At 73.2% G+C, this 24225-nt stretch carries 25 protein-coding genes and 1 other RNA gene; 12 read left to right on the top strand and 14 right to left on the bottom strand.

Features of this window, described 5'->3' with window-relative positions; translation table 11 throughout:
• The first annotated feature begins 59 nt into the window (after positions 1 to 59).
• The 3 genes from ACFZB9_RS02095 to ACFZB9_RS02085 all read left to right on the top strand — a co-directional run bounded on the left by ACFZB9_RS02095 (position 60) and on the right by ACFZB9_RS02085 (position 3048).
• On the top strand, positions 60 to 1559 hold the full coding sequence (locus tag ACFZB9_RS02095; RefSeq protein WP_391443317.1) for a DHA2 family efflux MFS transporter permease subunit: 1500 nt from the start codon (positions 60 to 62) through the stop codon (positions 1557 to 1559).
• A 13-nt stretch (positions 1560 to 1572) separates the two neighbouring features.
• Positions 1573 to 1978, top strand: an RNA gene (gene rnpB, locus ACFZB9_RS02090) — RNase P RNA component class A.
• A 233-nt stretch (positions 1979 to 2211) separates the two neighbouring features.
• Entirely contained in the window at positions 2212 to 3048 is an 837-nt protein-coding gene (locus ACFZB9_RS02085) for a GH25 family lysozyme (protein WP_391442951.1), read from the top strand.
• A gap of 151 nt (positions 3049 to 3199) precedes the next feature.
• On the opposite strand, the gene ACFZB9_RS02080 is transcribed toward ACFZB9_RS02085, so the two are convergent.
• From ACFZB9_RS02080 to ACFZB9_RS02060, 5 genes are all read right to left on the bottom strand, one after another.
• Complete coding sequence (locus ACFZB9_RS02080) at positions 3200 to 4651, bottom strand: hypothetical protein (RefSeq protein WP_391442949.1); 1452 nt, start codon at positions 4649 to 4651, stop codon at positions 3200 to 3202.
• Positions 4651 to 5073 carry a hypothetical protein gene (locus ACFZB9_RS02075; RefSeq protein ID WP_391442948.1) on the bottom strand — a complete coding sequence of 141 codons (423 nt, stop codon included), beginning with the start codon at positions 5071 to 5073 and terminating at the stop codon, positions 4651 to 4653. The genes ACFZB9_RS02080 and ACFZB9_RS02075 overlap by 1 nt, the downstream gene beginning before the upstream one ends.
• Positions 5074 to 5208: 135 nt before the next feature.
• Complete coding sequence (locus tag ACFZB9_RS02070; protein ID WP_391442947.1) at positions 5209 to 6237, bottom strand: NAD(P)-dependent oxidoreductase; 1029 nt, start codon at positions 6235 to 6237, stop codon at positions 5209 to 5211.
• A 54-nt stretch (positions 6238 to 6291) separates the two neighbouring features.
• The gene (locus ACFZB9_RS02065; RefSeq protein ID WP_391442946.1) at positions 6292 to 6822 is read right to left on the bottom strand and encodes a hypothetical protein; all 531 of its coding nucleotides are present in this window, start codon (positions 6820 to 6822) and stop codon (positions 6292 to 6294) included.
• Positions 6819 to 7025, bottom strand: a complete 207-nt coding sequence (locus tag ACFZB9_RS02060) for a hypothetical protein (protein ID WP_391442945.1) — start codon at positions 7023 to 7025, stop codon at positions 6819 to 6821. The genes ACFZB9_RS02065 and ACFZB9_RS02060 overlap by 4 nt, the downstream gene beginning before the upstream one ends.
• Positions 7026 to 7223: 198 nt before the next feature.
• Here ACFZB9_RS02060 and ACFZB9_RS02055 point away from each other — a divergent pair, with 198 nt between their 5' ends.
• Complete coding sequence (locus ACFZB9_RS02055; RefSeq protein WP_391442944.1) at positions 7224 to 7346, top strand: hypothetical protein; 123 nt, start codon at positions 7224 to 7226, stop codon at positions 7344 to 7346.
• A gap of 119 nt (positions 7347 to 7465) precedes the next feature.
• Positions 7466 to 7999, top strand: coding sequence for a DUF3761 domain-containing protein (locus ACFZB9_RS02050; protein WP_391442943.1), 534 nt, complete (start codon positions 7466 to 7468; stop codon positions 7997 to 7999).
• Positions 8000 to 8091: 92 nt separating this feature from the next.
• Here ACFZB9_RS02050 and hemC read toward each other — a convergent pair whose 3' ends face one another.
• Positions 8092 to 9036 (bottom strand): hydroxymethylbilane synthase, encoded by a 945-nt coding sequence (gene hemC / locus ACFZB9_RS02045; RefSeq protein WP_391442942.1) that lies wholly within the window; start codon positions 9034 to 9036, stop codon positions 8092 to 8094.
• A gap of 174 nt (positions 9037 to 9210) precedes the next feature.
• On the opposite strand from hemC, the gene ACFZB9_RS02040 reads away from it, so the two are divergent.
• Positions 9211 to 10683 (top strand): DUF2079 domain-containing protein, encoded by a 1473-nt coding sequence (locus ACFZB9_RS02040; protein ID WP_391442941.1) that lies wholly within the window; start codon positions 9211 to 9213, stop codon positions 10681 to 10683.
• A 61-nt stretch (positions 10684 to 10744) separates the two neighbouring features.
• On the opposite strand, the gene ACFZB9_RS02035 is transcribed toward ACFZB9_RS02040, so the two are convergent.
• Complete coding sequence (locus tag ACFZB9_RS02035) at positions 10745 to 11161, bottom strand: ACT domain-containing protein (RefSeq protein ID WP_391442940.1); 417 nt, start codon at positions 11159 to 11161, stop codon at positions 10745 to 10747.
• 200 nt (positions 11162 to 11361) lie between these two features.
• On the opposite strand from ACFZB9_RS02035, the gene ACFZB9_RS02030 reads away from it, so the two are divergent.
• Entirely contained in the window at positions 11362 to 12006 is a 645-nt protein-coding gene (locus ACFZB9_RS02030; protein ID WP_391443316.1) for a PadR family transcriptional regulator, read from the top strand.
• 24 nt (positions 12007 to 12030) lie between these two features.
• Here ACFZB9_RS02030 and ACFZB9_RS02025 read toward each other — a convergent pair whose 3' ends face one another.
• Complete coding sequence (locus ACFZB9_RS02025) at positions 12031 to 12333, bottom strand: hypothetical protein (protein WP_391442938.1); 303 nt, start codon at positions 12331 to 12333, stop codon at positions 12031 to 12033.
• 270 nt (positions 12334 to 12603) lie between these two features.
• Between ACFZB9_RS02025 and ACFZB9_RS02020 the strand changes: the two genes are divergently transcribed.
• Positions 12604 to 13311 carry a bifunctional DNA primase/polymerase gene (locus tag ACFZB9_RS02020; protein WP_391442937.1) on the top strand — a complete coding sequence of 236 codons (708 nt, stop codon included), beginning with the start codon at positions 12604 to 12606 and terminating at the stop codon, positions 13309 to 13311.
• 32 nt (positions 13312 to 13343) lie between these two features.
• Here ACFZB9_RS02020 and map read toward each other — a convergent pair whose 3' ends face one another.
• Positions 13344 to 14192, bottom strand: coding sequence for a type I methionyl aminopeptidase (map, locus tag ACFZB9_RS02015; RefSeq protein WP_391442935.1), 849 nt, complete (start codon positions 14190 to 14192; stop codon positions 13344 to 13346).
• A gap of 153 nt (positions 14193 to 14345) precedes the next feature.
• On the opposite strand from map, the gene ACFZB9_RS02010 reads away from it, so the two are divergent.
• Positions 14346 to 14570 carry a hypothetical protein gene (locus tag ACFZB9_RS02010; protein ID WP_391443315.1) on the top strand — a complete coding sequence of 75 codons (225 nt, stop codon included), beginning with the start codon at positions 14346 to 14348 and terminating at the stop codon, positions 14568 to 14570.
• Positions 14571 to 14577: 7 nt separating this feature from the next.
• Here the strand turns inward: ACFZB9_RS02010 and ACFZB9_RS02005 are convergent, their stop codons facing one another.
• Together ACFZB9_RS02005 and ACFZB9_RS02000 are read right to left on the bottom strand one after the other, a co-directional pair.
• Positions 14578 to 15900, bottom strand: coding sequence for an MFS transporter (locus tag ACFZB9_RS02005; protein ID WP_391442934.1), 1323 nt, complete (start codon positions 15898 to 15900; stop codon positions 14578 to 14580).
• A gap of 91 nt (positions 15901 to 15991) precedes the next feature.
• Entirely contained in the window at positions 15992 to 16591 is a 600-nt protein-coding gene (locus tag ACFZB9_RS02000) for a hypothetical protein (protein ID WP_391442932.1), read from the bottom strand.
• A gap of 45 nt (positions 16592 to 16636) precedes the next feature.
• On the opposite strand from ACFZB9_RS02000, the gene npdG reads away from it, so the two are divergent.
• Both npdG and ACFZB9_RS01990 read left to right on the top strand, forming a co-directional pair.
• Positions 16637 to 17374 (top strand): NADPH-dependent F420 reductase, encoded by a 738-nt coding sequence (gene npdG, locus ACFZB9_RS01995; protein ID WP_391442931.1) that lies wholly within the window; start codon positions 16637 to 16639, stop codon positions 17372 to 17374.
• Between the two features lie 111 nt (positions 17375 to 17485).
• Positions 17486 to 17665: a hypothetical protein gene (locus ACFZB9_RS01990; protein WP_327069475.1), complete on the top strand. Its 180-nt coding sequence runs from the start codon at positions 17486 to 17488 to the stop codon at positions 17663 to 17665.
• A gap of 59 nt (positions 17666 to 17724) precedes the next feature.
• Here the strand turns inward: ACFZB9_RS01990 and ACFZB9_RS01985 are convergent, their stop codons facing one another.
• Positions 17725 to 18534 carry a site-2 protease family protein gene (locus ACFZB9_RS01985; protein ID WP_391442929.1) on the bottom strand — a complete coding sequence of 270 codons (810 nt, stop codon included), beginning with the start codon at positions 18532 to 18534 and terminating at the stop codon, positions 17725 to 17727.
• A gap of 233 nt (positions 18535 to 18767) precedes the next feature.
• Between ACFZB9_RS01985 and ACFZB9_RS01980 the strand changes: the two genes are divergently transcribed.
• The gene (locus tag ACFZB9_RS01980; RefSeq protein WP_391442927.1) at positions 18768 to 22178 is read left to right on the top strand and encodes a BTAD domain-containing putative transcriptional regulator; all 3411 of its coding nucleotides are present in this window, start codon (positions 18768 to 18770) and stop codon (positions 22176 to 22178) included.
• A gap of 19 nt (positions 22179 to 22197) precedes the next feature.
• Here the strand turns inward: ACFZB9_RS01980 and ACFZB9_RS01975 are convergent, their stop codons facing one another.
• Positions 22198 to 23022, bottom strand: a complete 825-nt coding sequence (locus tag ACFZB9_RS01975; RefSeq protein WP_391442926.1) for an ABC transporter permease — start codon at positions 23020 to 23022, stop codon at positions 22198 to 22200.
• Complete coding sequence (locus tag ACFZB9_RS01970; RefSeq protein WP_391443314.1) at positions 23019 to 23978, bottom strand: ATP-binding cassette domain-containing protein; 960 nt, start codon at positions 23976 to 23978, stop codon at positions 23019 to 23021. The genes ACFZB9_RS01975 and ACFZB9_RS01970 overlap by 4 nt, the downstream gene beginning before the upstream one ends.
• Positions 23979 to 24225: the final 247 nt, after the last annotated feature.

Below are 24225 nucleotides of genomic sequence, written 5' to 3'. Positions count from 1 at the left end.
CTGCCTGAGAGGCATTCCGAAATCATCCTACGAATGCATAGGATGGCTGAGTGAATGACGTGACCGAGCCGACCGCCCTCACCCGGCGGCGGCGCCTGTTGATCCTGGCGATCTGCTGCCTGAGCCTGCTGATAGTCGGACTCGACAACACCATCGTCAACGTCGCGCTCCCCGCCATCCAGCGGGACCTGCACGCACCCGCCTCCGGACTGCAGTGGGTGATCGCCGCCTACACCCTGGTGCTGGCCTCGCTGCTGATCCTCTCCGGCTCCGTCGCCGACCGGATCGGGCGCCGTCGGATCTTCCAGATCGGCCTGCTGCTCTTCGTGCTCGGTTCGCTGCTGTGCAGCATCGCGCCGAGCCTCGGCTGGCTGATCGCCTTCCGCGCCGTCCAGGCGATCGGCGGCTCGATGCTCAACCCGGTCGCGATGTCGATCATCACCAACGTCTTCACCGATCCGCGGGAGCGGGCCCAGGCCATCGGCGTCTGGGGCGGCGTGGTCGGCATCAGCATGGCGCTCGGCCCGGTGGTCGGCGGCCTGCTGGTGGACAGCTACGGCTGGCCCTCGATCTTCCTGATCAACATCCCGATCGGCCTGCTGGCGATCGTGCTGGCGGCCCGCTTCGTCCCCGAGTCCCGGGCGCCGAAGCCGCGCCGGCTCGACCCCGTCGGCCAGCTGCTGGCGATCGTCGCGCTCGGCGCCGGCACCGCCACCATCATCGAGGGCCCCGGGCAGGGCTGGACCTCGCCGGGCATCCTGACGCTGGCCGTGATCGCGCTGGCCGCGCTGACCGCCTTCCCGCTCTGGGAGCGCAGCCGTCGTGAGCCCCTGCTCGACCTGCGGTTCTTCCGCAGTGCGCCGTTCAGCGGGGCGACCGTGATCGCGGTCTGCGCCTTCGCCTCGCTCGGCGGGTTCCTCTTCCTCAACACCCTCTACCTGCAGGACGTGCGCCACTACAGCCCGGTTACGGCCGGCCTGTGGACGCTGCCGATCGCCGCCTTCACGCTGGTCTGCGCCCCGATCTCCGGGCGGATCGTCGGCTCGCGCGGCCCGCGGCTGCCACTGCTGATCGCCGGCCCCGCGCTGGCCGCCAGCGGAGCGCTGCTCACCCGGCTGACCGACACCTCCCCGGCCGCCTTGCTGCTGGTCGCCTACAGCCTGTTCGGGCTCGGCTTCGGTCTGGTCAACGCCCCGATCACGAACGCGGCGGTCAGCGGCATGCCCCGCGCGCAGGCCGGGGTCGCGGCGGCGGTCGCCTCCACCAGCCGCCAGGTCGGCCAGTCGCTGGGCGTCGCGGTGATCGGCACCGTGGTCACCGCCGCGGTGGTGGGCCCGCTGGCCACCGGCCTGGCCCCGGCCAGCCACGCCGGCTGGTGGATCATCACCGCACTCGGCCTGGTGATCGCCCTGCTCGGTGTGCTCACCACCACCGGCTGGGCCCGCGGCACCGCCGACCGGGTCGCCGCCCGCCTCGACCCCACCGACCCCACCGACCCCGCCGCCTCGCCGCCCGTGCGGCCCGCTGTCCGGCCGGTGCGCTCCGACCGGCTACGATAGCCAGCACGGCGGTTGAGCCGGCCGGGCGGTCGCGACGGATCCTCACGGATCCGCCGAGGAACGTCCGGGCTCCACAGAGCAGGGTGGTGGGTAACGCCCACCCGGGGTGACCCGCGGGACAGTGCCACAGAAAACAGACCGCCCGTGGCCGCGCAAGCGGCGGCGGGTAAGGGTGAAACGGTGGTGTAAGAGACCACCAGCGACCGAGGTGACTCGGCCGGCTCGGTAAACCCCACTCGGAGCAAGGTCAAGATCGGTGCCTTCGGGCGCCGTGCGCGGGTGTTCGAGGGCTGCTCGCCCGAGCTCGCGGGTAGACCGCACGAGGCTGTCGGCAACGGCAGCCCTAGATGGATGACCGCCTCCCCGGGCCGCGCAAGCACCCCGGGAGACAGAACCCGGCGTACAGGCCGACTCAACCGCCCCTCACTCCGCCGCCCGGCGGGGGAGGGGTGTTCGCCGTTCGGGGCGTCGCCGGTGAGCCGGGTGCCGGATGGACGTTGGCGAAGCAGCTGCCGTCGCCCGCGCGTGGCGTGCCGACAGGTGGGCATACAGACCACGTCAGCAGCCGGACCGACACCGCGAACCGCACGGTGCGAGTGCGCCGCGGACGGGGTGCCGGGCGGCCCAGGGTCGCCGAAGACGGAGGAGTCCGTTGGGGATCTACGGTCAGGACTGGGCGAGTTACCAGTCGGCCACGCCGGACACGACCGGCCTGAGCTTCGCGTTCATCAAGGTCAGCCAGGGCACCACCTACACCAATCCCGAGTGGGCCGCGCAGCGCGACCACGCCCGCGCGGCGGGGCTCGTGGTGGGGTACTACCACTACCCCGACATGGCCAACTCAGCGCAGACGGAGGCCGATTACTTCCTCTCGCTGGTGCGGCCGCAGCAGGGCGAGCTGCTCTGTCTGGACTGGGAGGGCTACGACGCGACCAACAGAAGCGTCGCGCCGAGCGCGCAAGCGGGCTACAAGGACGCCTGGTTGCGGTACGTCAAGGGCCGGATGCCGAACAGCCCGGTCGGCCTGTACTGCAACCTGGACTACTGGCGCAACATCGACACCACCGGGTTCTTCCAGGACTTCCTGTGGATCGCCACCGCCGGTGCCCCGGCCGGTCAGCCGGGGATCACGGCGGACTGGCTCTTCCACCAGTACGACGACACCGGCGACGCGGACAAGGACTACTGCCACCTCGACAGCACGGCCCAACTGCACTCCTGGGCACAGTCGTTCGCGCCAGTGGCCGGCGCGCCGGCCTGGCCGGGGGAGTACTTCCGGCTGCAGAACCCGCTGCTGCACGACGGCAACGTCCGGCTCTGGCAGCAGCAGATGGCGGACCGCGGCTGGTCGATCGGCGTGGACGGCTGGTACGGCGAGCAGAGCGTCTCGATCTGCCGTCAGTTCCAGCAGGAGAAGGGCCTCCAGGTCGACGGCATCGTCGGCCCCCAGACCTGGTCGACGGCCTGGACCGCGCCCGTCACGGCGTGACGGCCCGCTGATCGCGAGCGGCTCTGCGAGCGGCTCCGCGATCAGTCCTACGAGCGCCGCACCGGCGCGAACTCGCGCTGGTGCGGCGCCGGTCAGGTGTGCTCGGAGACCAGGGGCGGCCTGCCGGCCTGACGCCGACTCAGGGGCTCTCCTACGTACTGGGGCTGAGCGCGGACAGGATGGAGTCCGAGACGGTGTGCGGATGCGGACTCGGCGGTGGTGTCGGATCGAACAGGTGCGTCGGCAGATCCGGCCCGAAGTCCGGGAACGGCAGCACGGGAGGGCCACCGGTCGTCGGCGGGGCGTGCTGGGGCGGTGGCGGTGGGGCGTCCTCGGTTGCCGATGGGCCGGCTGACGTCGTTGGCGGATAGTTCGGCCGGGTGCCCCTGGGGACCGGTGGCGGGTCGGCCGGCGGTGGTGGCGGATAGTTCGGCCGGGTGCCCCTGGGGACCGGTGGTGGGTCGACCACCGTCATCGGCGGATTCTGCGACGCCGGTGGCCTGGTCGCGTTGGGGACCGGCGGTGGCGGGAGCGGCTTGTCGAGATCCGGCGGCGGGAGCGACGGAAGCGGCTTGAGCTCGATGTCCGGTCCGCCGTGGCTGCCACCGCCGGGCGGCCGCGGCCCCTCCAGCTTGCCGTTCAGCCAGCCCTCGAAGTGGTCCGCCGGCGAGAGGGAGAACTTGTTCCCGGGGTTCATCGCCGAGTGCCGCGAACCCCACGCCCCGCCGAACGCGCCGTTGGCCGCGCCGGAGACGTAGTCGCCCGACAGGTTCCACCTCGCGTCCTGCGCAGCACCTTCGGCCATCCCGGTCAGCGCGCCGTAGCCGGTGTTCCAGGCCAGGTCGGCCGCGCCCTTGGCGAACTTGCCGGCCTCCTTGCCGGTCAGCGAGGTGAAGCCCTTCCCGAGGCCCTTGCCCAGGCCCTTCGCGAGACCCTTGCCGAGCCACCCGGCGCCGACGCCGACCGCGCCGCCGATCGCGCCGTTGATGGCCGCCATGTTCAGCTCGCTGCCGTCGATCGACTTGCGGTGCCCCTGGGCCAGCTCGATCACCTGGGCCAGCAGGTCGAAGCCGACCTGGGCCAGCACCGACTCGGCGATCCGGGCCAGCGCACTGATCAGCGCCTTGCGCAGGAACGCCAGCACGGTGGCCCGGGTGATCGCGATCTCCACGGGCGCCGCCGCCGCGCCACCGAAGATCCACATCGCGATATCGATCGCCAACTGGATGGCGAGGACCACCGCCGCGCCGATGATCTCGATCCGCAGGGTCTCGATCTCGTTCGCCAGATTGTTCAGCGCCTCGGCGGCGGCGTCGCAGCACTGGGCGATGAGCGGCATCGCGGCGTCGTCGGCGACGACGAGCTTGGTCAGATAGGCGTCGAAAGCGTCCTTGGTGGCGCCGGTCAGTCCTCGGTCGAGCTGGGCCTTGGCGTCTGTCAGGTCCTGGATGCAGGTGCGGACGGAGGCCCCCGCCGCGGCCCAGGCGGCCGCCTCGGTCCGCAGCGAACTCTCGTCCCCGGTGGGCCACTGGTTGCCTACGAGGAGCATGATGATGTTCTGAACGTCCTGCGACAGGTGGGCGTGCGGAGCATCGACTGCCATCACGCGCCTCCGGTGCCGGGGGGCGAGAACGACTGGACGAGATCCTTGCTCTTCTCGTCGCCGTTCTTGAGAGTGGCGTGGGAGCCACCGAGGGCGTCGGCGAGGTGCTTCAGGGCGTCGGGCAGTGCCTGTATCGCCTTCAGCAGATCGTCCCGTGGCTGCGCGAACTCCTGGTCGAAGCCCTGGCCGAGGGCCGCGTCGTCGCCCCAGGGGTCCGCGCCGAACAGGGCGGCGGAGCTCAGGGCGGTCCAGGCGCTGGCCATGGTGTCGGCCGCGTTGCTCGCGTCGGTCCCGGCCTTGCCGACCAGGCTGAAGTCGACCACCAGGGTGCCGTCGAGGCTCGGCAGCGTCGGAAGGCCCGGCCCGTTGTACGGCGGGTCCCCGGTGGGGGCGTTGCGGTAGCCGCCGGTGGGGGACGGCACATCGGGGAGTGGGGGAGTTGGCACCCGTCCAGCTGACCGGAGTTCAACCCGGGTTCATCCGCTCTTGACGAGATCCCAACGATCATGGCCCCGCTCCTGATGCCTTACTGACGCCTGCTCAGCGGTCGCTCCGGCTCAGTTCACCACCGGCACGCCCGCGCGGGCGCCGGCCAGCAGCGCCGCCAGCTGGTCCGCGCAGCGCAGTGCGGCGGTGGCCATCGCGCTGCGGGTCATCCCCGCCACATGCGGGGTGAGCAGCGCGTTCGGCAGCCCGAAGAGCGGCGAGTCGAAGGCGGCGTGCTCGTGCTCGAAGGTGTCGACGGCGGCGGCCGCCAGCGGGTGCGCCGGGTCGCGCAGCGCCTCGGCCAGCGCCCGCTCGTCGACGATGCCGCCGCGCGCGGTGTTCAGCAGGATCGCCCCGGGCGGCAGCAGGGCCAGCTCGGCCCGGCCGATCAGGCCGCGGGTCCGCTCGGTGAGCGGCAGGTGCAGGGAGACCACCTGGCTGCCGGCCAGCAGCGCCGCCAGGTCGCCGTCCCGCCCCAGCGTCCGCACGGTCATCCCGAGCGCGGCGGCCCGCCCGGCGAGCGCCTGTCCGATCCGGCCGGCGCCGACGATTCCCAGCGCCAGTTCCGAGAGTTCGGCGACCGGGGCCACCGTGGCCGGCCAACGCCCTTGGTGTGCGTCCTGGTTGTGCTCCTGCAGCCGGCGGGTCAGGGTGAGCAGCTGGGCCAGCGCGAACTCGGCCACCGCGGCGGCATTGGCACCGGGCGTGTGGGTCACGGTGATGCCGTGCGCGGTGGCGGCGGGCAGCTCGACGTGATCGGTGCCCGCGCCCGCCCGGCCGATCACCCGCAGCGGGTGGGTCAGCGCCGGATCGGCGGCCGCCGCCAGGAACGCCGCGCGCAGGGCCGGGCCCGAACGGGACTTGACGGCGTCGTGGCCGTGCCCGCCCTGGACCGTGGCGGCGATCAGCGCCTGCTGGTCGAAGGCGTCGAAGTCGGTGAACTCGACCCGGCCCTCCCAGGCGGCGAGCACCGCCGGGCGCTCGGCGGCCGGGACGCGGCGCAGGTTGAGCGTGACGGCGAGCCCGTGGTCGAGCAGCCGGGTCAGCTCCCGCCCGAGCAACTCGCCCGGTGCCGCGTCCAGCAGCAGTACCCGTGCCATCCGCTCCGCCCCCGGTCCGTTGGTTCCGTGCGGGGCGACCCTACCGCCCGGGGTTCAGGCCTCCGCCACCGCGATCCCGTACCCGGCCAGCCAGCCGAGCAGCTCCGCCCGCCCGGTGCGGACCAGCCGGCCGCCGGTGAAGCGCGCGTCCGCGGTCACCTCGGCGACGGCCCCGGCCGGCTGCCGGAACGCCTCGGCGGCCTCGTCACTGGTGAACTCGGCCTCAGCGAGCACCAACCCGTGCAGCGGCGGGTCGAAGACGTCGATGCCGAGCGGCGGCACGCTGAGCCGGGTCTTGCTCAGGACCGCCGCCGGGAGGGCGGCGAGCACCTGGTGCTCGGCGGCCGTCAGATAGGTGTTGGTGATCAACCCCTGTACTGGGCCCGGCCGTTCGGCGGGCAGCTTCTGGGTGAACTTGTACACCACCGTGCCGTCGTCCACCCGGGCCATCCGTCGCAGCCGCAGCCGGGTGCCGTCCAGGTAGCGGTCGGTGATCCGGCGGGTGGCGGTGACGGCCGCCGGGTCCGGTGGCGCGGCGAGCAGGAAGCGGCGCTCGCGTTCGACGTGGGCGTACTTGGAGGTCATGCGGACATGCTCGCGGATCCCTGGTCGACCCCCGCATCCGGGCCGGGCCCGGTCAGCCGCTCGCGCAGCCGCCGGTCGGTCAGCTCGGCGAGCGGGATCCAGCGGGCCGCCGTCACCTCCGACTCCTGGAGCCGGCAGTCGGGCAGCGGGTCGACGCTGTGCTGGATGTGCTGGACCATCGGCAGGTGCTGGGTGATCGGCATCGGCTGTTCCCAGGGGTTCCCAGAGTGTCGGATGCTCCTCGCGGGGCATGCTGGCGGTCAGTCTCGCGGATCGGCGTCGTGTACGGGGCTCGAACCCCCGAACGGGTGAGGCCGGCGTGCGCGGCGGACATCTGACGCTGTGTCATAGAGGGCATGGCACACCGACAGCACTGGTTGATCCGATTCTCTGACGAGCTGATGACACTCACCAGCGACCTGACGCAGGAACAGGCCGCCGACTTCGTGCGCCGGGTCTACGCGGCCGGGCACGAGGCGGGCGTGGCCGAGGCGGCGGAGGAGCACCGACGGGAGGGGGAGTAGCGGCTGATGCGCGGCGTGACCAATCGGTGACCGTGTGAAGGGTGGTGTCAGTACCCCTTAATAAAGTATGAAGATCGGACGCATTCATGTCCGAGAGACGTACGAGGGGTGGGGGACCAGTGGGGAACTGGACGAAGGGTTCGCGCGGGGCCGGTGGCTGGATCGTGGCGGGCGCGGTGGCGGCGGTGCTGCTGACGGCGGGGTGCGATCCGAACGCGACGGACTCCGCGAAGGCCCAGCCGGCGGCCACCTCGACGACCCAGGCGCCGGCGCCCGCCTCGTCCGCACCGGTACCCGCACCCGCGCCGACGAGTGCGAGCCCGGTGGCCCCGACCACCCACGCGCCGAGCCAGCAGCCGACGCACCCGCCCACCGCGAAGCCGACCACCGCGAAGCCGCCCACCCCGGCCGCGGAGCCGACGAAGCCCGCGGAGCCGACCCGGCCCGCCGCCGAGCCGACCTCACCGGCCCCGGCCCAGGCCCCCGCCGGCAGCTGCGCCTCGCACAGCGTCGGCGACTGCGGCTGGGACCTCGGCCTGACCCCGGCGCACTCGGGCGAGACCGCCGAGTGCGCCGACGGCAGCACCTCCGACTCCGCGCACTTCCAGGGCACCTGCTCGCAGCACCGCGGCGTCCGCCACTGGTTCAAGTAGCCGGGCCACCGGATCGTTCGGAGCGGCCGGGGCGTTCACTGCCGCCGGCCCTCCGAAGCGCCGGCCCCTGCGAAGCGGCCGGCCGCGCGCGGTCAGTGCGGAATGCTGTCGATCAGCTCCCGCGCGCCCTGCCGCAGCAGCGCCACCGCCACCGAGGTCCCCAGGGTGGCCGGGTCCAGCGGCCCGGCCCACTCGTGGGCGTCCAGCACGTCCTTGCCGTCCGGCGAGAAGACCCGCCCGCGCAGCGAGAGCCTGCCGTCCCGTTCGGCGCGCGCGTAGCCGGCGATCGGACTGTTGCAGTGGCCCTGCAGCACGTGCAGGAACATCCGCTCGGCGGTGGTCTCCCGCCAGGTGGCCTCGTCGTTCAGCGCGCGCACCGCCTCGATGGTGCTGGCGTCCTCCTCGCGGCACTGCAGCGCCAGCACCCCGGCGCCGATCGGCGGGCACATCGTCTCCAGGCTCAGCACCTCGCTGATCTGCCGCTCCTCGCCGATCCGGGCGAGTCCGCTGGCGGCCAGCAGCAGCGCGTCGGCCTCGCCGGCCGCCAGCTTCGCCAGCCGGCTGTTGGCGTTGCCGCGCATCGGCACGCAGCTCAGGTGGGGGTGGCTGACGGCCAGTTGGGCGACCCGGCGGACCGAGGAGGTGCCGATCCGGCTCCCGGGGGGCAGCTGATCGAGGGTCAGACCGTCGGGGTGCACCAGCGCGTCGCGCAGGTCGTCGCGGCGCAGCACGGCCGCGAAGACGGTGCCGGCCGGCAGCGGTCGGTCGGCGGGCACGTCCTTGACGCAGTGCACGGCCACGTCCGCCTCGCCCGCGAGCAGCGCGGCGTCCACCTCCTTGGTGAACGCGCCCTTGCCGCCGAGCGCGGACAGCGCGCCCGTCCAGCGGTCGCCGGCGGTGCTGACGGGGACCACTTCGGTGCGGATTCCCGGGTGCAGCACGGCCAGTTCAGTGCGGAACCGCTCCACCTGGGCGAGTGCCATGGGCGAGGAGCGGGAGACGATCCGGAGCACGTCGGGCAGCGATGTGGAAGACATGGCATCCACCCTAGGCCCGAGGGCCTGTCCGACGGGCCTTGCCGGGTCCGCCGGACAGGCCCCGGGGTGTGCCCCAAGGAGTGGAAGCGCTGTGCCTTTCCGGGCACGGTCGTGCCGTTCGATCCCGCTCGGGGTAGCGTGCCTCTTTCGTACATCCAATCGGAAGGCACCGGCATGGCCGAGACACGCGAGAGCGCGATCCCGATCCAGCGCGTCCCCAGTTGGGGCCGTGCGGTACGGGTGGCGCGTGCCGCGCGGGTCGGCGGCCTGACCCGGCTGAGCGGCTGCTGGCCGCACCTGGCGCTCGCGTTGGCCTTCCTGGCCGGGTACGGCCTGCTCGCGATGGTGCGCTACGAGCGCTTCGGCTCGCCCTCCTGGGACCTCGGCATCTTCACCGAAGTGGTCAAGGGCTACGCGCACTTGCACGCGCCGGTGGTCTCGATAAAGGGGCCGGGGTTCAACGCGCTGGGCGACCACTGGTCGCCGATCCTGGCGCTGCTCGCCCCCGCCTACTGGCTGGTCCCCTCGGCGGCCACCCTGCTGCTCGCGCAGGCGGCGCTGTTCGCCTGGTCGGTGGGGGTGGTCTCGGACACCGCCGCCCGGGTGCTCGGCGGCTCGACCAGCCGCGGGCTGCTGATCGGCACCGCCTACGGTCTCTCCTGGGGCCTGCAGCGCGCGCTCGACGCGGAGTTCCACGAGATCGCCTTCGCGGTCCCGCTGCTCGCCCTGGTGTGCCGTCAGATCCTGCTCGGCAACTGGGAGCGGGCCGCCTGGTGGGCGATGCCGCTGGTGCTGGTCAAGGAGGACCTCGGGCTGACGGCCGCGGCGGTCGGCGTGGTGCTGGTGCTGCGCGCGCGCCGTTGGTACGCCGGCGGGGTGCTGCTGGTCTTCGGCGTGGTCTTCACGGCGCTGACCATCCTGGTGCTGATCCCGCACTTCAACCCGAACCACCAGTTCGACTACTGGTCCAAGCTGCCGGGTGGCGAGCATCCGCAGCTGTGGCAGGTGCTGAGCGGTCCCTTCACCCGGCTGACGGTCTGGAAGACGGTCGGCTGGCTGCTGGGCATCGTCGGCTTCCTGGCGCTGCGCTCGCCGCTGATGCTGCTCGCGCTGCCCACCCTGGCCTGGCGGTTCGGCTCCGCCAACCCGATGTTCTGGGGCCCGGACTGGCACTACAACGCGACCCTGATGCCGATCCTCTTCCTGGCCCTGGTGGACGCCGTCGACCGGATCCGCCGCGCCGAGCACTCGGTGCTCAAGGGGTTCGCCGAGGGCATGGTGCCGGCCGCCCCGGGGATCGCGCTGGCCTGCACGGTGAGCCTGCCGGTCGGGCTCGGCGGGCTCGCCGACCCGGGGGCCTGGAGCGGCGGGGCGCACGCGGCGGCGCTGCGTGCGGCGATCGAGCAGATCCCGCCGAACGTGCGGGTCGAGGCGGGGATAGCGCCGCTGGCCCAGCTGGCGGCGCGCGACGACGCGTACTGGATCGGCGGCGCCAAGCAGCCGGCGCCGGACTACCTCTTCATCGATCTGGCCGGCTGGGCGGGCGGTCCGACCGACCTGCCCGGGTACGGTGCGGCCCTGCACCCCGGCTCGACCTTCAAGGTGGTCTTCGACCGCGACCAGGTGGTCGTGCTGCACCGCCAGTAGGCCCGGCCGTCACCGCCACCGCCCAGCCGCCGTCACCGCTGTAGGCCCGCGGTGGCGGCGCTCATGCGTACTCGGCCTGCGCCTGCGCCTGGGCGGCCAGCTGCGCCAGGGCGTGCAGCGCGCGCTCGGCGTCCGCGGCCGCGACGAAGAGATGGTCGTGGTGGAACCCGGCCACCACGTTGCAGCTGATCCCCTCCTCGGTCAGCCGTCCGGCGACCGCCGCCGTGAGGCCGACCGCCTCCAGCGCGGAGTTCACGCGCAGCGTGATCCAGGCCGCCAGGTAGTCGTACGGCAGGCCCAGCTCCTCGGCCTCCTGCTGCGCCACCACGGCCGTCACCCCCTCCTGCTCGGCCACCGTCACGACCGGCGCCAGCCCGGCCGGCACCCGCCCGGGGAAGGTGCAGTAGACGAACCGACCCGGGTTCAACTCCGGTCGCAGTTCCGCGAGCAGCTTCTGAAGATCCTTTTCACCGGCCATGCCGGTCACCGTAGCGGTCCGTGCCCGGCGCGCCGGGGAGCCGCTCGGTAACTGTTGACGAGCGATAGTTACCGATATATCGTCGAAGCATCGAGATCGTACGAGACCAGCTCGCGATCCGATCGCGACTCATCGTGAGCGGCATGACTCTTCGTGACCGCTCCGGGGTCGATCCACGAAAGGTGGTGCGCATCATGCGTATGCAGAGGACTTCAGGCGGCCGGGGCCGCCGAGACGGCGGTCGCCCGTTCGACCGCATCCCCGGTGAGTTCGCCGAGCAGCGCGGCGCCTACGGGCCGCCCGTCGGGCCCGGTGGGCCCTTCGGCGGTCCGTTCGGCGGTGGGCCCTTCGGCGGGTTCCGCGGTGGCCACGGCGGCCGCGGGCGCGGTGGCCACCGCGGCGGGCGGGCTCGGCGCGGCGATGTGCGCGCCTCGCTGCTGGCGCTGCTGACCGAACGGCCGATGCACGGCTACGAGATGATCACCGAGATCGGTGAGCGCACCTCGGGGGCCTGGCGTCCGAGCCCGGGCTCGGTCTACCCGACCCTCCAGCTGCTGGAGGAGGAGGGCCTGATCGAGGCCCAGGAGTCCGGCGGCAAGCGGCTGTTCACGCTGACCGAGGCCGGCCGCGCGGCGGCCGAGGCCGGAGCGCCGGAGCCCTGGCAGGAGGCCGGGCGCGGCGTCGACTGGGAGGCGGTGCAGGAGGTCGGCCAGGCGCTCTCCTCGGTGGAGCAGGCGATTCGCCAGGTGATGGCGACCGGCACCGAGGAGCAGCGGACCAAGGGGCTCGCCGTCCTGGTCGAGGCCCGCAAGAAGCTCTACCTGATCCTCGCCGAGGAGGGGTGAGCGGCAGTCCGGACCGGCCCGGAGCTACTCCGGCCGGTCCGGCAGCTCAGGGCCGTCCGGCAGTTTCGGGCCGTCCGGCTGGTCGGAGCCGTCCGGCGGCTGCGGCTGCCCGGACTGCTCCGGCGCGTACTCGTAGACCCAGCGCGGGCGCCCCTTGGCGCTGTACCGCTTGGCCCGCAGGTAGACCAGCGTCCGGGCCGGCTCCTCGCCGTGCGCGGGGACCGGCACCTTGTACACCTTGGGCACGGCGTTGAACGGGCTCAGGTAGATCGGCAGTACCCGGCCGTCCAGCGGCCCGCCGATGAATTCCGTATCCGCGCTCCTCATCCGGCCAGCTTCGCATCATCCTGGCTGCGGACCCAAACACCCCCGGGTCGGTGACACCCCCGAACTCCCTTATCCTGCTCTGTACGCCCTCGGGCCCGGCCTGGGCCAGCCGGCCCCCACGGGCCGCGAACGGTGCGCGTCGGCGTGGCCGGCGGTCGCCGGCCAGACGGTCTCCGGTGATCCCGGGAAGCCGCGAGCGGCGTCGGGCGTTGCGTCCGTAGGAGCGTCGACGCTGTGGCACACCAGTCACAGCCGTGCGAGAGGGGCCCGATGGAAGCCAGCAGCAGGTGGACGGCCTGGTGGCCGCGACGCGATCACCAGCGCGAGCGGTCGGCGGCGGGCGGCGCGACCTCCCCGGCGGCCCGGCTCGACCTGTTGCTCGGCGCCGTCCGGGCGGGTTTCCCGCTGGCGCCCGCCGCGCATCCGGCCGGCCACCGCTGCTCCTGTGACCGGGTCGGCTGTCCCGCCCCGGCCCAGCACCCGGTCTCCTTCGCCTGGCAGTCGCAGGCCACCACCGATCCCGAGCAGCTCTCCCGCTGGCTCGCCCGTGACCCGCAGACCAACTTCATCACCGCCACCGGCCGTGCCCACGACGTCCTGGACGTTCCCGCCGAGGCCGGGCGCCTGGCGCTGGAGCGGCTTGCCGCGCTGGGCGTGGAGGGGCCGGTGGCGGCCGTCGGCGAGGATCGCTACCTCTTCTTCACCACCACCCGGGGGACTCCCGAGGACGAGGACGAGTGGTGGTCGAGCGAGCTGGACACCCACCCGGACACCATGTCCGAGCACCCCGGTCTGCGCTGGCACTGCCGGGGCTCCTACACCCTGCTGCCGCCGGCCGCGCTGCCCGACGGCTCCGAGGTCCGCTGGCTGCGCGGGCCCGAGCAGCCGCTGCCGGACCCGCTGCGGGTGCTCGACGTGCTCACCGACGCCTGCACCGAGGTCGGCGCGGTCGCCGAGGAGCAGTGGCTGATCGGCTGATCGGCCACTGCTCCTCGGCGCTGGTTCGCCGGCTACGGCAGGGTGAGGATCTCCGCCCCGTCGGCGGTGACCAGCAGGGTGTGCTCGAACTGGGCGGTGCGCTTGCGGTCCTTGGTGACCACCGTCCAGCCGTCCGGCCAGATCTCGTAGTCGTAGGTGCCCAGCGTGAGCATCGGCTCGATGGTGAAGGTCATCCCGGGCTTGATCACCTCGGTCGCCCGGTCACTGTCGTAGTGCGGGATGATCAGGCCGGAGTGGAACGAGGTGTTGATCCCGTGGCCGGTGAAGTCGCGCACCACGCCGTAGCCGAAGCGCTTGGCGTAGGACTCGATCACCCGGCCGATCACGTTGATCTGACGTCCCGGCTTGACCGCCTTGATCGCCCGGTCGAGCGACTCCCGGGTCCGCTCGACCAGCAGCCGCGACTCCTCGTCGACCTCGCCGCACAGGTAGGTGGCGTTCAGGTCGCCGTGCACCCCGTGGATGTACGCGGTGGCGTCGATGTTGACGATGTCGCCGTCCTGCAGCACGGTCGAGTCCGGGATGCCGTGGCAGATCACCTCGTTGATCGAGGTGCAGACCGACTTCGGGAAGCCGCGGTAGCCGAGGTCGGACGGGTAGGCGCCGTGGTCGCACATGTAGGTGTGGGCGACCGCGTCCAGTTGATCGGTCGTCACCCCGGGTGCGATCAGTTCGGCGGCCGCCGCCATCGCCTGCGCGGCGATCCGGCCGGCGATCCGCATCTTCTCGACGGTCTCCGCGTCCTGCACCTCGGGCCCGGTGTACGGCGTCGGATAGGGCTTGCCGACATACTCGGGGCGGGCGATGTGCGCCGGGACCTTGCGAGTGGGGGACTGGGTACCGGGAACAAGGTGAGCCATGGCCGCGAGTCTATCGCCCGGTCCGGACGCGCCCGGGACTGAACCGGGTATACCGGACAGCAGGCCCGGGCGATGCGGACCGGGAGCCGACCAGGACGCCGGCCAGGACGCCGACCTGGACGTTGATCAGGACGTTGATCAGGAGGAGCGATGATGGCGCTGTTCAAGCGAGCCACGGCCGGCAAGCCGGGCGAGTGGTTCTACTGCCTCAAGCACCAGAAGGTCGAGGAGGGCCCGGAGTGCCCGGCCAAGGACCGCTTCGGCCCGTACGCCTCCCGCGACGAGGCCGCCCACGCGATGGAGACGGCCCGCGAGCGCAACACGGAGTGGGAGAACGACCCGCGCTGGCACGACCGCCCCAAGGACGACGAGGACTGACGCGGGCTCAGGACGCGGCGGCCGCCCCCGCCGGGTCCGCCTGCCGCTCGCGCGTCGCGCGGACCGCCGCGACGTGCGGGTCGGTCCGCGCGTCGTAGGCGAGCAGCTTGGGCAGCACCGCCGCCAGCGCGCCCACGCTCAGCACGCAGGCCAGCCCGCCCAGCCAGACCGAGCCGCGCACCCCGACCAGCGAGGCCGTCCCGCCGGCCCGGACCTGCCCCAGCTGCGGGCCGACCGAGTAGCTCAGCAGCTCCACCCCGGCCAGCCGCCCGCGCAACTCGTCGGGGATGGACTGGTTCCACATGGTGGAGCGGCCCATCCCGCTGACCATGTCGGCGCCGCCGGCCGCGGCCAGGCAGAGCAGCACCAGCCAGATGGAGCCGGTCAGCCCGGCCCCGGTCATCGCCACACCCCAGCCGAGCGCGGCCAGCACCACCATCCGGCCGTGCCGGTGCACCGAGCCGGCCCAGCCGCTGGTGGCCGAGACGACCAGCGAGCCGACCGCCGAGGCGCCGTACATCAGGCCCAGCGCCCAGTGCGCGTGCAGGTCGTCGGCGAGGAAGGGGAAGATCGCGTTGGGGAAGGCGAAGAGCATCGCGGCGATGTCCACCACGTAGGTGCCGAGCAGCTCGGGGCGGCTGCAGGCGTACCGGACGCCGGCCATGACCGCGGCCACCGAGGGCTTCACGGCGCCGGTGGGCGGCGGCACCGCGCGCATCCGGGCGAGCAGCAGCAGCGAGGCCGCGAAGCTGAGCACGTCCAGCGCGTACGCGGTGCCGGGGCCGCTGTAGGCGACGACGAAGCCGGCCAGCGCCGGACCGAGCACGGTGCTGGTGCTGCGATAGAGCGAGATCAGCGCGAAGGCCGAGGTCAGCTGCTCGTGCGCGACGATCCGCGGCACCAGGGTGTCCAGCGCCGGGCGCTGCAGGCCGTCCAGCGCCGCGACCAGCGCGGCGACCAGGTAGATCGGCCAGAGCATCGGGTGCGGCAGCAGCGCGTTGAGCAGCAGCAGCCCGCTCAGCAGGCCGAGCCCGGCCTCCGCGCCGAGCACCAGCTTGCGCCGGTCCAGCGCGTCGGCGAGCGCACCGCCCCACAGGCCGAAGACGATCAGCGGCAGCAGCTCGACCACGCCGATGGCGCCGACCGCCAGGTAGGAGCCGGTCAGCTGCTTGATCTGCAGCGGCACGGCGACATAGGTGAGGAAGCTGCCGAAGCTGGAGACGCAGCCCGAACCCCAGAGCAGCCGGAAGTCCCGCGAGGAGCGCCAGGGCGTCAGGTCCGGGCGCAGTCGGCTCAGCAGGGTCGGTCGGGCCGGATTCTCTTCACTCACGAGCTGCCATGCTCCGGCGTCCCCGGGGTCACCGCAACGCATTTATGAGGGTCCGCCGGCAGGGGGCCGGTGGTGGCCCGAACCGCCCGGCTCACCAGCGGTTGACCGGTTCCGTGGTGAACTGCCGTGCCAGCCTGGACAGTCCGGCCAGCGCCCCCAGGCGCGAGCGGGGCCGCTCGCCGGCGGCCGCGCTGACCAGGTGCTGCACCAGGTCGAATCCCGGCTCCTCGGGGCTGTCGACCGTCAGCCGCTCGTGCGCGAGGGCGGCCAGGTCGGCGTCACCGGCCTCCAGCGCGAGCACCGTCGCCCCGCCGCGGCGCGCGTCCCGCACCCGTTCCAGCAGCCCCGAGCCTGCCGCCTCGGGGCTGACCACCAGCACCGTCTCGCCGCGCCCGGCCGTGGCCAGGCGCCGCAGGTCGTGCCGCAGCTGGGCGGGGACGGCCGCGCCGGGCGCCACCTGGTGGCGGATCAACGTCGGTGCCAGCTGCGGGACCTGGGACCAGGCGGCCTCCTCGCCCAGGTGCGCCGTCAGGTGCCACGGCTCGTAGCCGGTGCTGCCGACCAGCAGCAGGCCGCGCGCGCTGCGTCTGGTCACCGCGGTGCGCAGCGAGCCGGCGAAATCCCTGGTCGCGTCCAGCAACGGGGAGCCGGACAGCACCTCGCGCAGCGCGCTCACTCTCGTCACGTCCATGGCGACAGGATGGAGCTGGGCCCGCGGCTTTGGCAGGATCCTCGTATGACTTCCCTCGATTCAGCGAACGGCCCCGCCGCGACGAGCGGCGCCGCCCCGGCCCCGGCCCCCACCCGTGAGCGTCCCGACATCGGTGAGCTGGTGGTCGGCGTCCTCGGCGGCACCGGTGACCAGGGCCGCGGCCTGGCCTACCGGCTGGCCAAGGCCGGCCAGCAGGTGGTGATCGGCTCGCGCAGCGCCGAGCGGGCCGAGCTGGCGGCCGCCGAGCTCGGGCTCGGGGTCCGCGGTGCGGACAACGCCCGAACCGCCCGGGAGAGCGACATCGTGATCATCGCGGTGCCCTGGGACGGGCACGGCGAACTGCTCAAGAACCTGGCCACCGAGCTGGCCGGCAAGATCGTGGTGGACTGCGTCAACCCGCTGGGCTTCGACAAGCAGGGCGCCTACGCGCTCACCCCCGAGGAGGGCAGCGCCGCCCAGCAGGCCGCCGCCCTGCTGCCCGACTCGCGGGTCACCGCCGCCTTCCACCACCTGTCCGCGGTGCTGCTCCAGGACCCGTCCATCGACAGCATCGACACCGACGTCCTGGTCCTGGGCGACGAGCGCGCCGCCACCGACCTCGTCCAGGCGCTGGCCGAGCGGATCCCGGGCATGCGCGGCATCTACGCGGGCCGGCTGCGCAACGCCCACCAGGTGGAGTCGCTGGTGGCCAACCTGATCTCGGTCAACCGCCGCTACAAGGCGCACGCCGGGCTGCGGATCACCGACGTCCGAGACGCCTGACGGCCGACTTCGCGTGACGACACGGAAGGCCCGGACCCACCCGGCTTGGGGTGGGTCCGGGCCTTCCGGGAGAATGGCCGCGACACCCGCCGACCGCTGGAGCCCGCCGCTATGCCCCGCAACGCCCTGTACGCCCTGATCGTCATCGTCCTCGCGCTGGCCGCCGCGGTGGTCTCGTTCCTCGAGGGCAACTGGCTCGGGGTGATCTGGGTCCTGCTGGCGGGCGTGGCCAGCAACATCGCCTGGTACCTGCTGCGCAAGGAGAAGCTCGCCCAGCGGGCCGGCCAGTAACGGCCCGGTCAGCAGCGGCCCGGCCAGTAGCGGCCCGGTCGGGAGCGGGCCCACCGGCCCTAGTGGGACCAGAACCGGAACAGGTACTGACCGAGGTCCGCGTAGCCGCCCTTGACGCCGAACAGGCTCATCACGTTGTAGACCAGGTTGAAGAACCAGACGTTCACCTGGGACTGCCAGAGCACGATGAAGACCGCCATCAGCCCGTAGGGCGCGAACGGCGCGACCGCGCGCCGGGTCTGCGGCGAGAGCCAGGGCTCGATGATCCCGTAGCCGTCCAGGCCCGGCACCGGCAGCAGGTTGAGCAGCGCGGCGCTCACCTGGAGCATGCCGAGGAAGGCCAGCGCGGCCGGGAAGACGCTCACCTCGTACGGGCCGACCTGCGTGGTGCCGGGCAGGTTGTCGAGCCAGCCGGCGCCCACCGGGGCCAGCAGCAGCACCGCGCAGACCAGGTTGACCAGCGGGCCGGCCGCCGAGATCAGGCTGTGCTTGAGCCGCCCGTGGATCCGGTGCCGCTCGATGAAGACCGCGCCGCCGGGCAGGCCGATCCCGCCCAGCACCACGAAGACCACCGGCAGCACGAAGCTCATCAGCGCGTTCGCGTACTTGAACGGGTTGAGCGTCAGATAGCCCTTGGCGCCCACTGTGATGTCCCCGCCGTGCAGCGCCGTCCTGGCGTGCGCGTACTCGTGCAGGCAGAGCGAGACCATCCAGCCGGCGACCACGAAGAGGAAGACGCCGAAGCCCGCCGAGCCGAACCCGGTCCAGACTGCCCAGCCCGAGGCGCCCAGGATCCCCAGCAACACCCAGAACACCGGGCTGATCCGGCGCTCCTCGCTGTTCGAGCGGCGTGTGTCGGCAAAGCTCATGAAAACGGGTCTCCGTCGGTGGGTCGCCAGGCCGTTCGGCGAATGGCTGGTGGGGCGGATCACTGGGCGGTTCGGCCCGGTCCCATCGATCATGCCGGTCGGCCCGGGCGATGGACAAGCGCCGCCAGGTGAACGCCTCACGGCCCGGGCCCGTTCCACCACGGCTCCCGGGGCGTGGCGCCGGACCCGGAAATCCGGCAGTGGAGCCGTCCGGCAGGCCGCAGAATGATCCCGTGTACTACGGAATCCTCGGTACCACGACCGCCCATCACGATGACGGCACCCCGGTCACACTCGGCGGCGCCCGGTTGCGCGCGCTGCTGGCCGCGCTGGTGCTGCGCCAGGGGCGCCCGGTACCGGCCGACGTCCTGGTCGCCGAGGTCTGGGACGGCGAACTCCCCCAGGACACGGGCGCCGCGCTGCAGACCCTGGTGGGCCGGCTGCGCCGCACCATCGGGCGCGCGGAGGTGGGCTCGGGGCCCGGCGGCTACTGGCTGACCGCGGCCCACAGCGACCTGGACCGGTTCCAGGAGCTGTCCGCACTCGGCCGGCGCGCGCTGGCCGCCGGCGACGCCGCGGCCGCGGCCGGGCAACTGCGCGCCGCGCTGGCGCTGTGGCGCGGCCCGGTGCTGGCCGACCTGCCGGACCGGGCGGGCCGCGCGGTGCGCCTGGAGGCCCAGTGGGCCGAGGCGCGCCGGGACCGGATCGGCGCGGACCTCGCGCTCGGGCACTCCGCGGAGGTGGCCGCCGAGCTGGCCGGGCTCTGCACCGACCATCCGCTGGACGAGCCGCTGCACGTGCTGTGGATCCGCGCGCTGCACCGGCTCGGGCGCACCGCCGAGGCCCTGGAGCGCTATGAGCGGCTGCGCCGGGCGCTGGTCGAGCAGCTGGGCGCCGATCCGGGGGCCGAGCTGCGGGCCGTCCACCAGGAGCTGCTCCGGCAGGCGCCCGCCGGGCCGTCGCTCCGGATACCGGCCGCGCCGCCCGTCCCCGCGCCGCCCACCGCGGCAGTGCCCACCCCGGCAGTGCCCGCCCCCGCAGCGTCCGTCCCCGCGGTGCCCGTCCCGACCCTGCCCGCCCCCGCCGCTCCGGCCACCGGCAACCTGCGCCTCGGGCTGACCAGCTTCGTCGGCCGGGAGCAGGACCTGGACGCGCTGGCCGAGCTGATCGGCTCGGCCCGGCTGATCACCCTCACCGGGCCCGGCGGTTCGGGCAAGACCCGGCTCTCCCTGGAGGCCGGCCGCCGCGCCCAGGCCGCCGCGCACTGGCCGGACGGCGTCTGGCAGGCCGAACTCGCGCCGCTGGAGAGCCCGGCCGCCGTCCCCGGCGCGGTGCTCTCCGCGCTCGGCCTGCGGGCCACCGTGCTGCACCAGAACCTCACCGAGGGCCGCCCGGAGGACCCGGTGCGCCGGATCGTCGAGCACTGCGGCCGGGCCCGGATGCTCCTGCTGCTCGACAACTGCGAGCACGTGATCCAGGCCGCCGCCGAACTCGCCGACCAACTGCTGGCCGAGTGCCCCCAGTTGAGCATCGTGGCGACCAGCCGCGAGCCGCTCGGGGTGCCCGGCGAGATGCTGCTGCCGGTGGAGCCGCTGCCCGACCCGATCGCGCTGCGGCTGCTCGGCGAGCGCGGCGCGGCCGCCCGGGCCGGCTTCGCGGTGGCCGAGGACGATGCGGCCTGCGCCGAGATCTGCCGCCGGCTGGACGGGCTTCCGCTGGCCATCGAGCTGGCCGCCGCCCGGCTGCGCGGGCTGACGCCACGCCAGTTGGCCGACCGGCTGGACAGCCGCTTCGCCCTGCTCACCGGTGGCAGCCGGGTGCTGCTGCCGCGTCAGCAGACGCTGCGCGCGGTGGTCGACTGGAGCTGGGAGCTGCTGGACGAGCGTGAGCGCGCGGTGCTGCGCCGGCTGTCGGTCTTCGCCGCCGGCGCCGCTCTTGAGGACGCCGAACGGGTCTGCGCGGACGGCGAGTTGGTGCGCTCCGGGCAGGTGGCCGAGCTGCTGCTCTCGCTGGTCGACAAATCGCTGCTGGTGGCCGGTCTCGACCCGCAGGGCCCGCCGCGCTACCGGATGCTGGAGACGATCCACGAGTACGCCGCCGAGAAGCTGGCCGAGTCCGGCGGCGACGCGGCCGCCGAGCGCCACCTGACCGTCTTCCGCGAACTGGTGTGCACCGCCTACTTCGACCTGCACGGTCGCCGGCAGGCCCGGGCGCTGCTCGTGCTGGAGCGGGAGCAGGACAACGTCAGGGCCGCGCTGCGCCACGCGGTGGACACCGGGGCCGAGCAGCAGGCGCTGAGCCTGGTGCTCGCCATGTCGTGGTTCTGGATGCTGCGCGACTTCCAGGCCGAGGCCGCGGACTGGCTGAACCAGGTCTGCCTGCTGGGGCCCGACCCGTTCACCGCCGACGCCACACTGCCCGAACCGCTCGAGCAGGGGCCGCTGGAGCACCCGCTGCCGTGGCCGGAGCCGGTGCTGGCCGAGGCCCGTCGCCAGGCCGGAATCTTCCAGACGGTCGCCCGCTTCAGGTTCGAGGAGAAGTTGGCCGACGAGATCGATGTGCTGGAGCGGGTGCGGCAGATCAACCGGCTCTACCACCCGGACCTGCCGCAGTCCTTCACCCACCCGCCGCTGCTGCGGATCTTCGCGAGTCTGCTGACGGAGCGGTTCGAGAGCATGCCGCGGCTGCTGGAGGGGGTGGTCGCGGGCTGTCGCCGGTACGGCCGGCAGAGCGAGCTGGCCTGGGTCCTGCAGGTGCGTGCCAGGTTCACCAACGACCTGGTCGGCGGACTGGAGCAGGCCCGGCTGGACGGCGAGGAGGCGATCGCGATCTACACCCGGCTCGGCGACGGCTGGGGGCTGTCCGAGAGCCTGGGGGTCCAGGCCGAGACGGCCGGCCACTACGGCGACACGGCCGGTGCGATCGACGCCTACCGGCGCGCGATCGAGCTGGCCGAGGAGACCGGCGCCCCGCAGGAGGTGCCGATGCTCCAGATCCGGCTCGGCGAGGCGCTGCTGGAGCTGGACGAGGCCGAGGGCGAGCGGATGATCCGCACCGGCGTGGCGGCCAGCGCGCACGGCGCACAGGAGGAGCGCGGCGCGCTGTTCTTCGGCCGTCTGCTGCTCGGTGCGCTGGCCATGCAGCGGGGGGACGAGCACGCCGCCCTGGCCGAGCTGCGCGAGCTGCGGCAGGGCCCGGCCGGCATCGCGCAGCTGGGCCTGATGGGCGGCGTGCTGGACTGCTTCGAGGCCGCGGCGGCGGCCCGGTGCGGTGAGGTGGAGGAGGGGATGCGGCTGTTGCGGGCGGGGCTGAGCACGCTGCGCCGCATGCGCTCGGACGCCTTCCTCTTCGCGCAGCACAGCATGCTGCAGGTGCTGCCGGTCGTGATCGGGGTCCAGCTGGCGCAGGCCGAGCGGGACGGTGACCAGGGCACCGCCGCGCGTGCCGCCGTGCTGTACGGGGTGCACAGCGGCTGGCGCAACGTCCGGGGATCCTTCGTGGACCGGGCCGAGCGCGAGCGCCAACAGCGGTACCTGACCGTGCTGTTGGGCGCAGCGGAGTTCGACCGGTGCGTCGAACAGGGCCGTGCGCTCTCCTGGGAGGCGATCACGGCCCTGGTGGACGGGTTGGCGCAGGAGGCCTGACGGCCCGTCGGCGGGCGTGTCAGACCCGCTTGCGGAACCGGGTCACCGCCAGCGGCGCGGTGAGCGCGGCCAGCCCCAGCGACCAGACCAGCACCAGGGTCACCGAGTGGGTCAGCGGACCGCCGTTGATCAGGCTGCGGTTGGCGTCGGCCAGGTTGGACAGCGGGTTGTAGTGGGTGAAGGCACGCAGCCAGCCGGGCATGGTGCCGGTCGGCGCGAAGATCGAGCTGCCGAACTGCAGCGGCATCATCACCAGCATGCCCAGGCCCTGGACGGCCTGCGGGCTGCGCGCGGTCAGGCCCAGCAGCATCGAGAGCCAGACCAGCGACATCGCGAAGACCATCGAGAGCGCGATCGACTCCAGCACGCCCGGCGCACCGGTCGGCAGGTGCAGTCCGAGGATCAGTGCGAAGCCGATCAGGATGCTGAAGGCGAGCAGTCCGCGCAGCGCCTCGGCCAGCATCTTGCCGACCAGCACGGAGGAGCGGGCGATCGGCAGGGTGCGGAACCGGTCCATCACCCCGGTCGCCAGGTCGCTGTTGAGGCCGGTGCCCACCGCCATGGCCAGGTTGAGCCCGGTGCTGCCCAGCAGCCCGGGGATCAGGTACTGCTTGTAGGCCTGCTGGTTGCCGGAGACCGCGCCGCCGAAGACGTAGACGAAGAGCAGCGTGAAGACGATCGGCATCAGGATCGCGTCGAACATCGACTCCGGGTCGGCCTTGATCCGCATCAGGTTGCGGCGGGTCAGCGCGCCGATGTGGCGCAGGTGGTCGCGCGGGGTGGCCCGGCTGTCGGCCGCCAGGTGGCCGGCGGGGCGGGGCAGGGTGGCGGTCGCGGCGGTCATCGCTGGGTCTCCTCGGTGGTGTCGGCGGACGGCTTGCCGGTGATCGCGAGGAAGACCTCGTCCAGGCTGGGCACCTCGGTGTCGATGCCCGCGATGCCGAAGCCGTGGCCGGCGAGCACGCCGATCACCGCGGTCAGTTGCGCGTCGTCGCCGATCGGCACGGTGAGCAGTTCGCGCTGCGGCTCGCCGACGGCACCGGCGATGCCGGCCCCGGTCAGGCTCCGGGCCATCTCGGCGAGGTCGCCGGGGTGGGCCGGGTGGATCCGCAGGGTCCGTCCGCCGACCTGCTCCTTGAGCCCGGCCACGGTGCCGTTGGCGATCACCCGGCCGCGGTCGATCACGGTCAGGTCGGTGGCCAACTGCTCGGCCTCCTCCATGTACTGGGTGGTGAGCAGCACGGTGGTGCCGTCCGTCACCATCCGCCGGACCTCCGCCCACACCTCGTTGCGGGTGCGCGGGTCCAGGCCGGTGGTGGGCTCGTCCAGGTAGAGCACCTGGGGGTGGCCGATCATGCTGGCGGCCAGGTCCAGCCGGCGGCGCATCCCGCCGGAGTAGGTCTTGGCCTCGCGCCGGGCCGCCTCGGTGAGCGAGAAGCGCTCCAGCAGCTCGTTGGCGCGGGCCTTGGCGTCCTTGCGGGAGAGGTCGAGCAGCCGGCCGATCAGGTAGAGGTTCTCGTAGCCGGAGAGCAGCTCGTCCACCGAGGCGTACTGTCCGGTGAGGCCGATGGTGCGGCGCAGCTGCTTGGGCTGGCGCAGCACGTCGAACCCGCCGACGGTGGCGGTGCCGGCGTCCGGCTTGATGAGCGTGGAGAGCACGCGGATCAGGGTGGTCTTGCCGGCGCCGTTGGGGCCGAGCACGCCGAGCACGGTGCCCTGGCGGACCGTCAGGTCCACGCCGTCCAGCGCGGTGGTCCCCGACGGGCCGCCGAAGCGCTTGACGATCCCGCGGGCTTCCACGGCGTTGGGCCGGCTGTCGCGGGGGAGTGCGGTGAGGTGCCCCCGGTCGTTCGGGGCGGTGGCGGTCGTTGTCATGGCTCAAGACTGTCCGCCGCCGCTGCCGCCCCCCGGTCGGTTCGCTGTCACCACGGTCGGGGCGCGGGGGGGGGGGGGGGGGGGGGGGGGCCCGGGGCCGGGGCGCCCGGGCGGGGGCGCCCGCGTGGGTGGTGGGTGGGGGGCCGGGCCGCCGCCCGCCGGCCCCGCCCCG

The organism is Kitasatospora sp. NPDC008050, from assembly GCF_042957465.1.
Taxonomy (GTDB): Bacteria; Actinomycetota; Actinomycetes; order Streptomycetales; family Streptomycetaceae; genus Kitasatospora.
The sequence above is the reverse complement of the archived record's forward strand: the minus strand, read 5'-3'. Positions and strand labels throughout refer to the sequence as shown.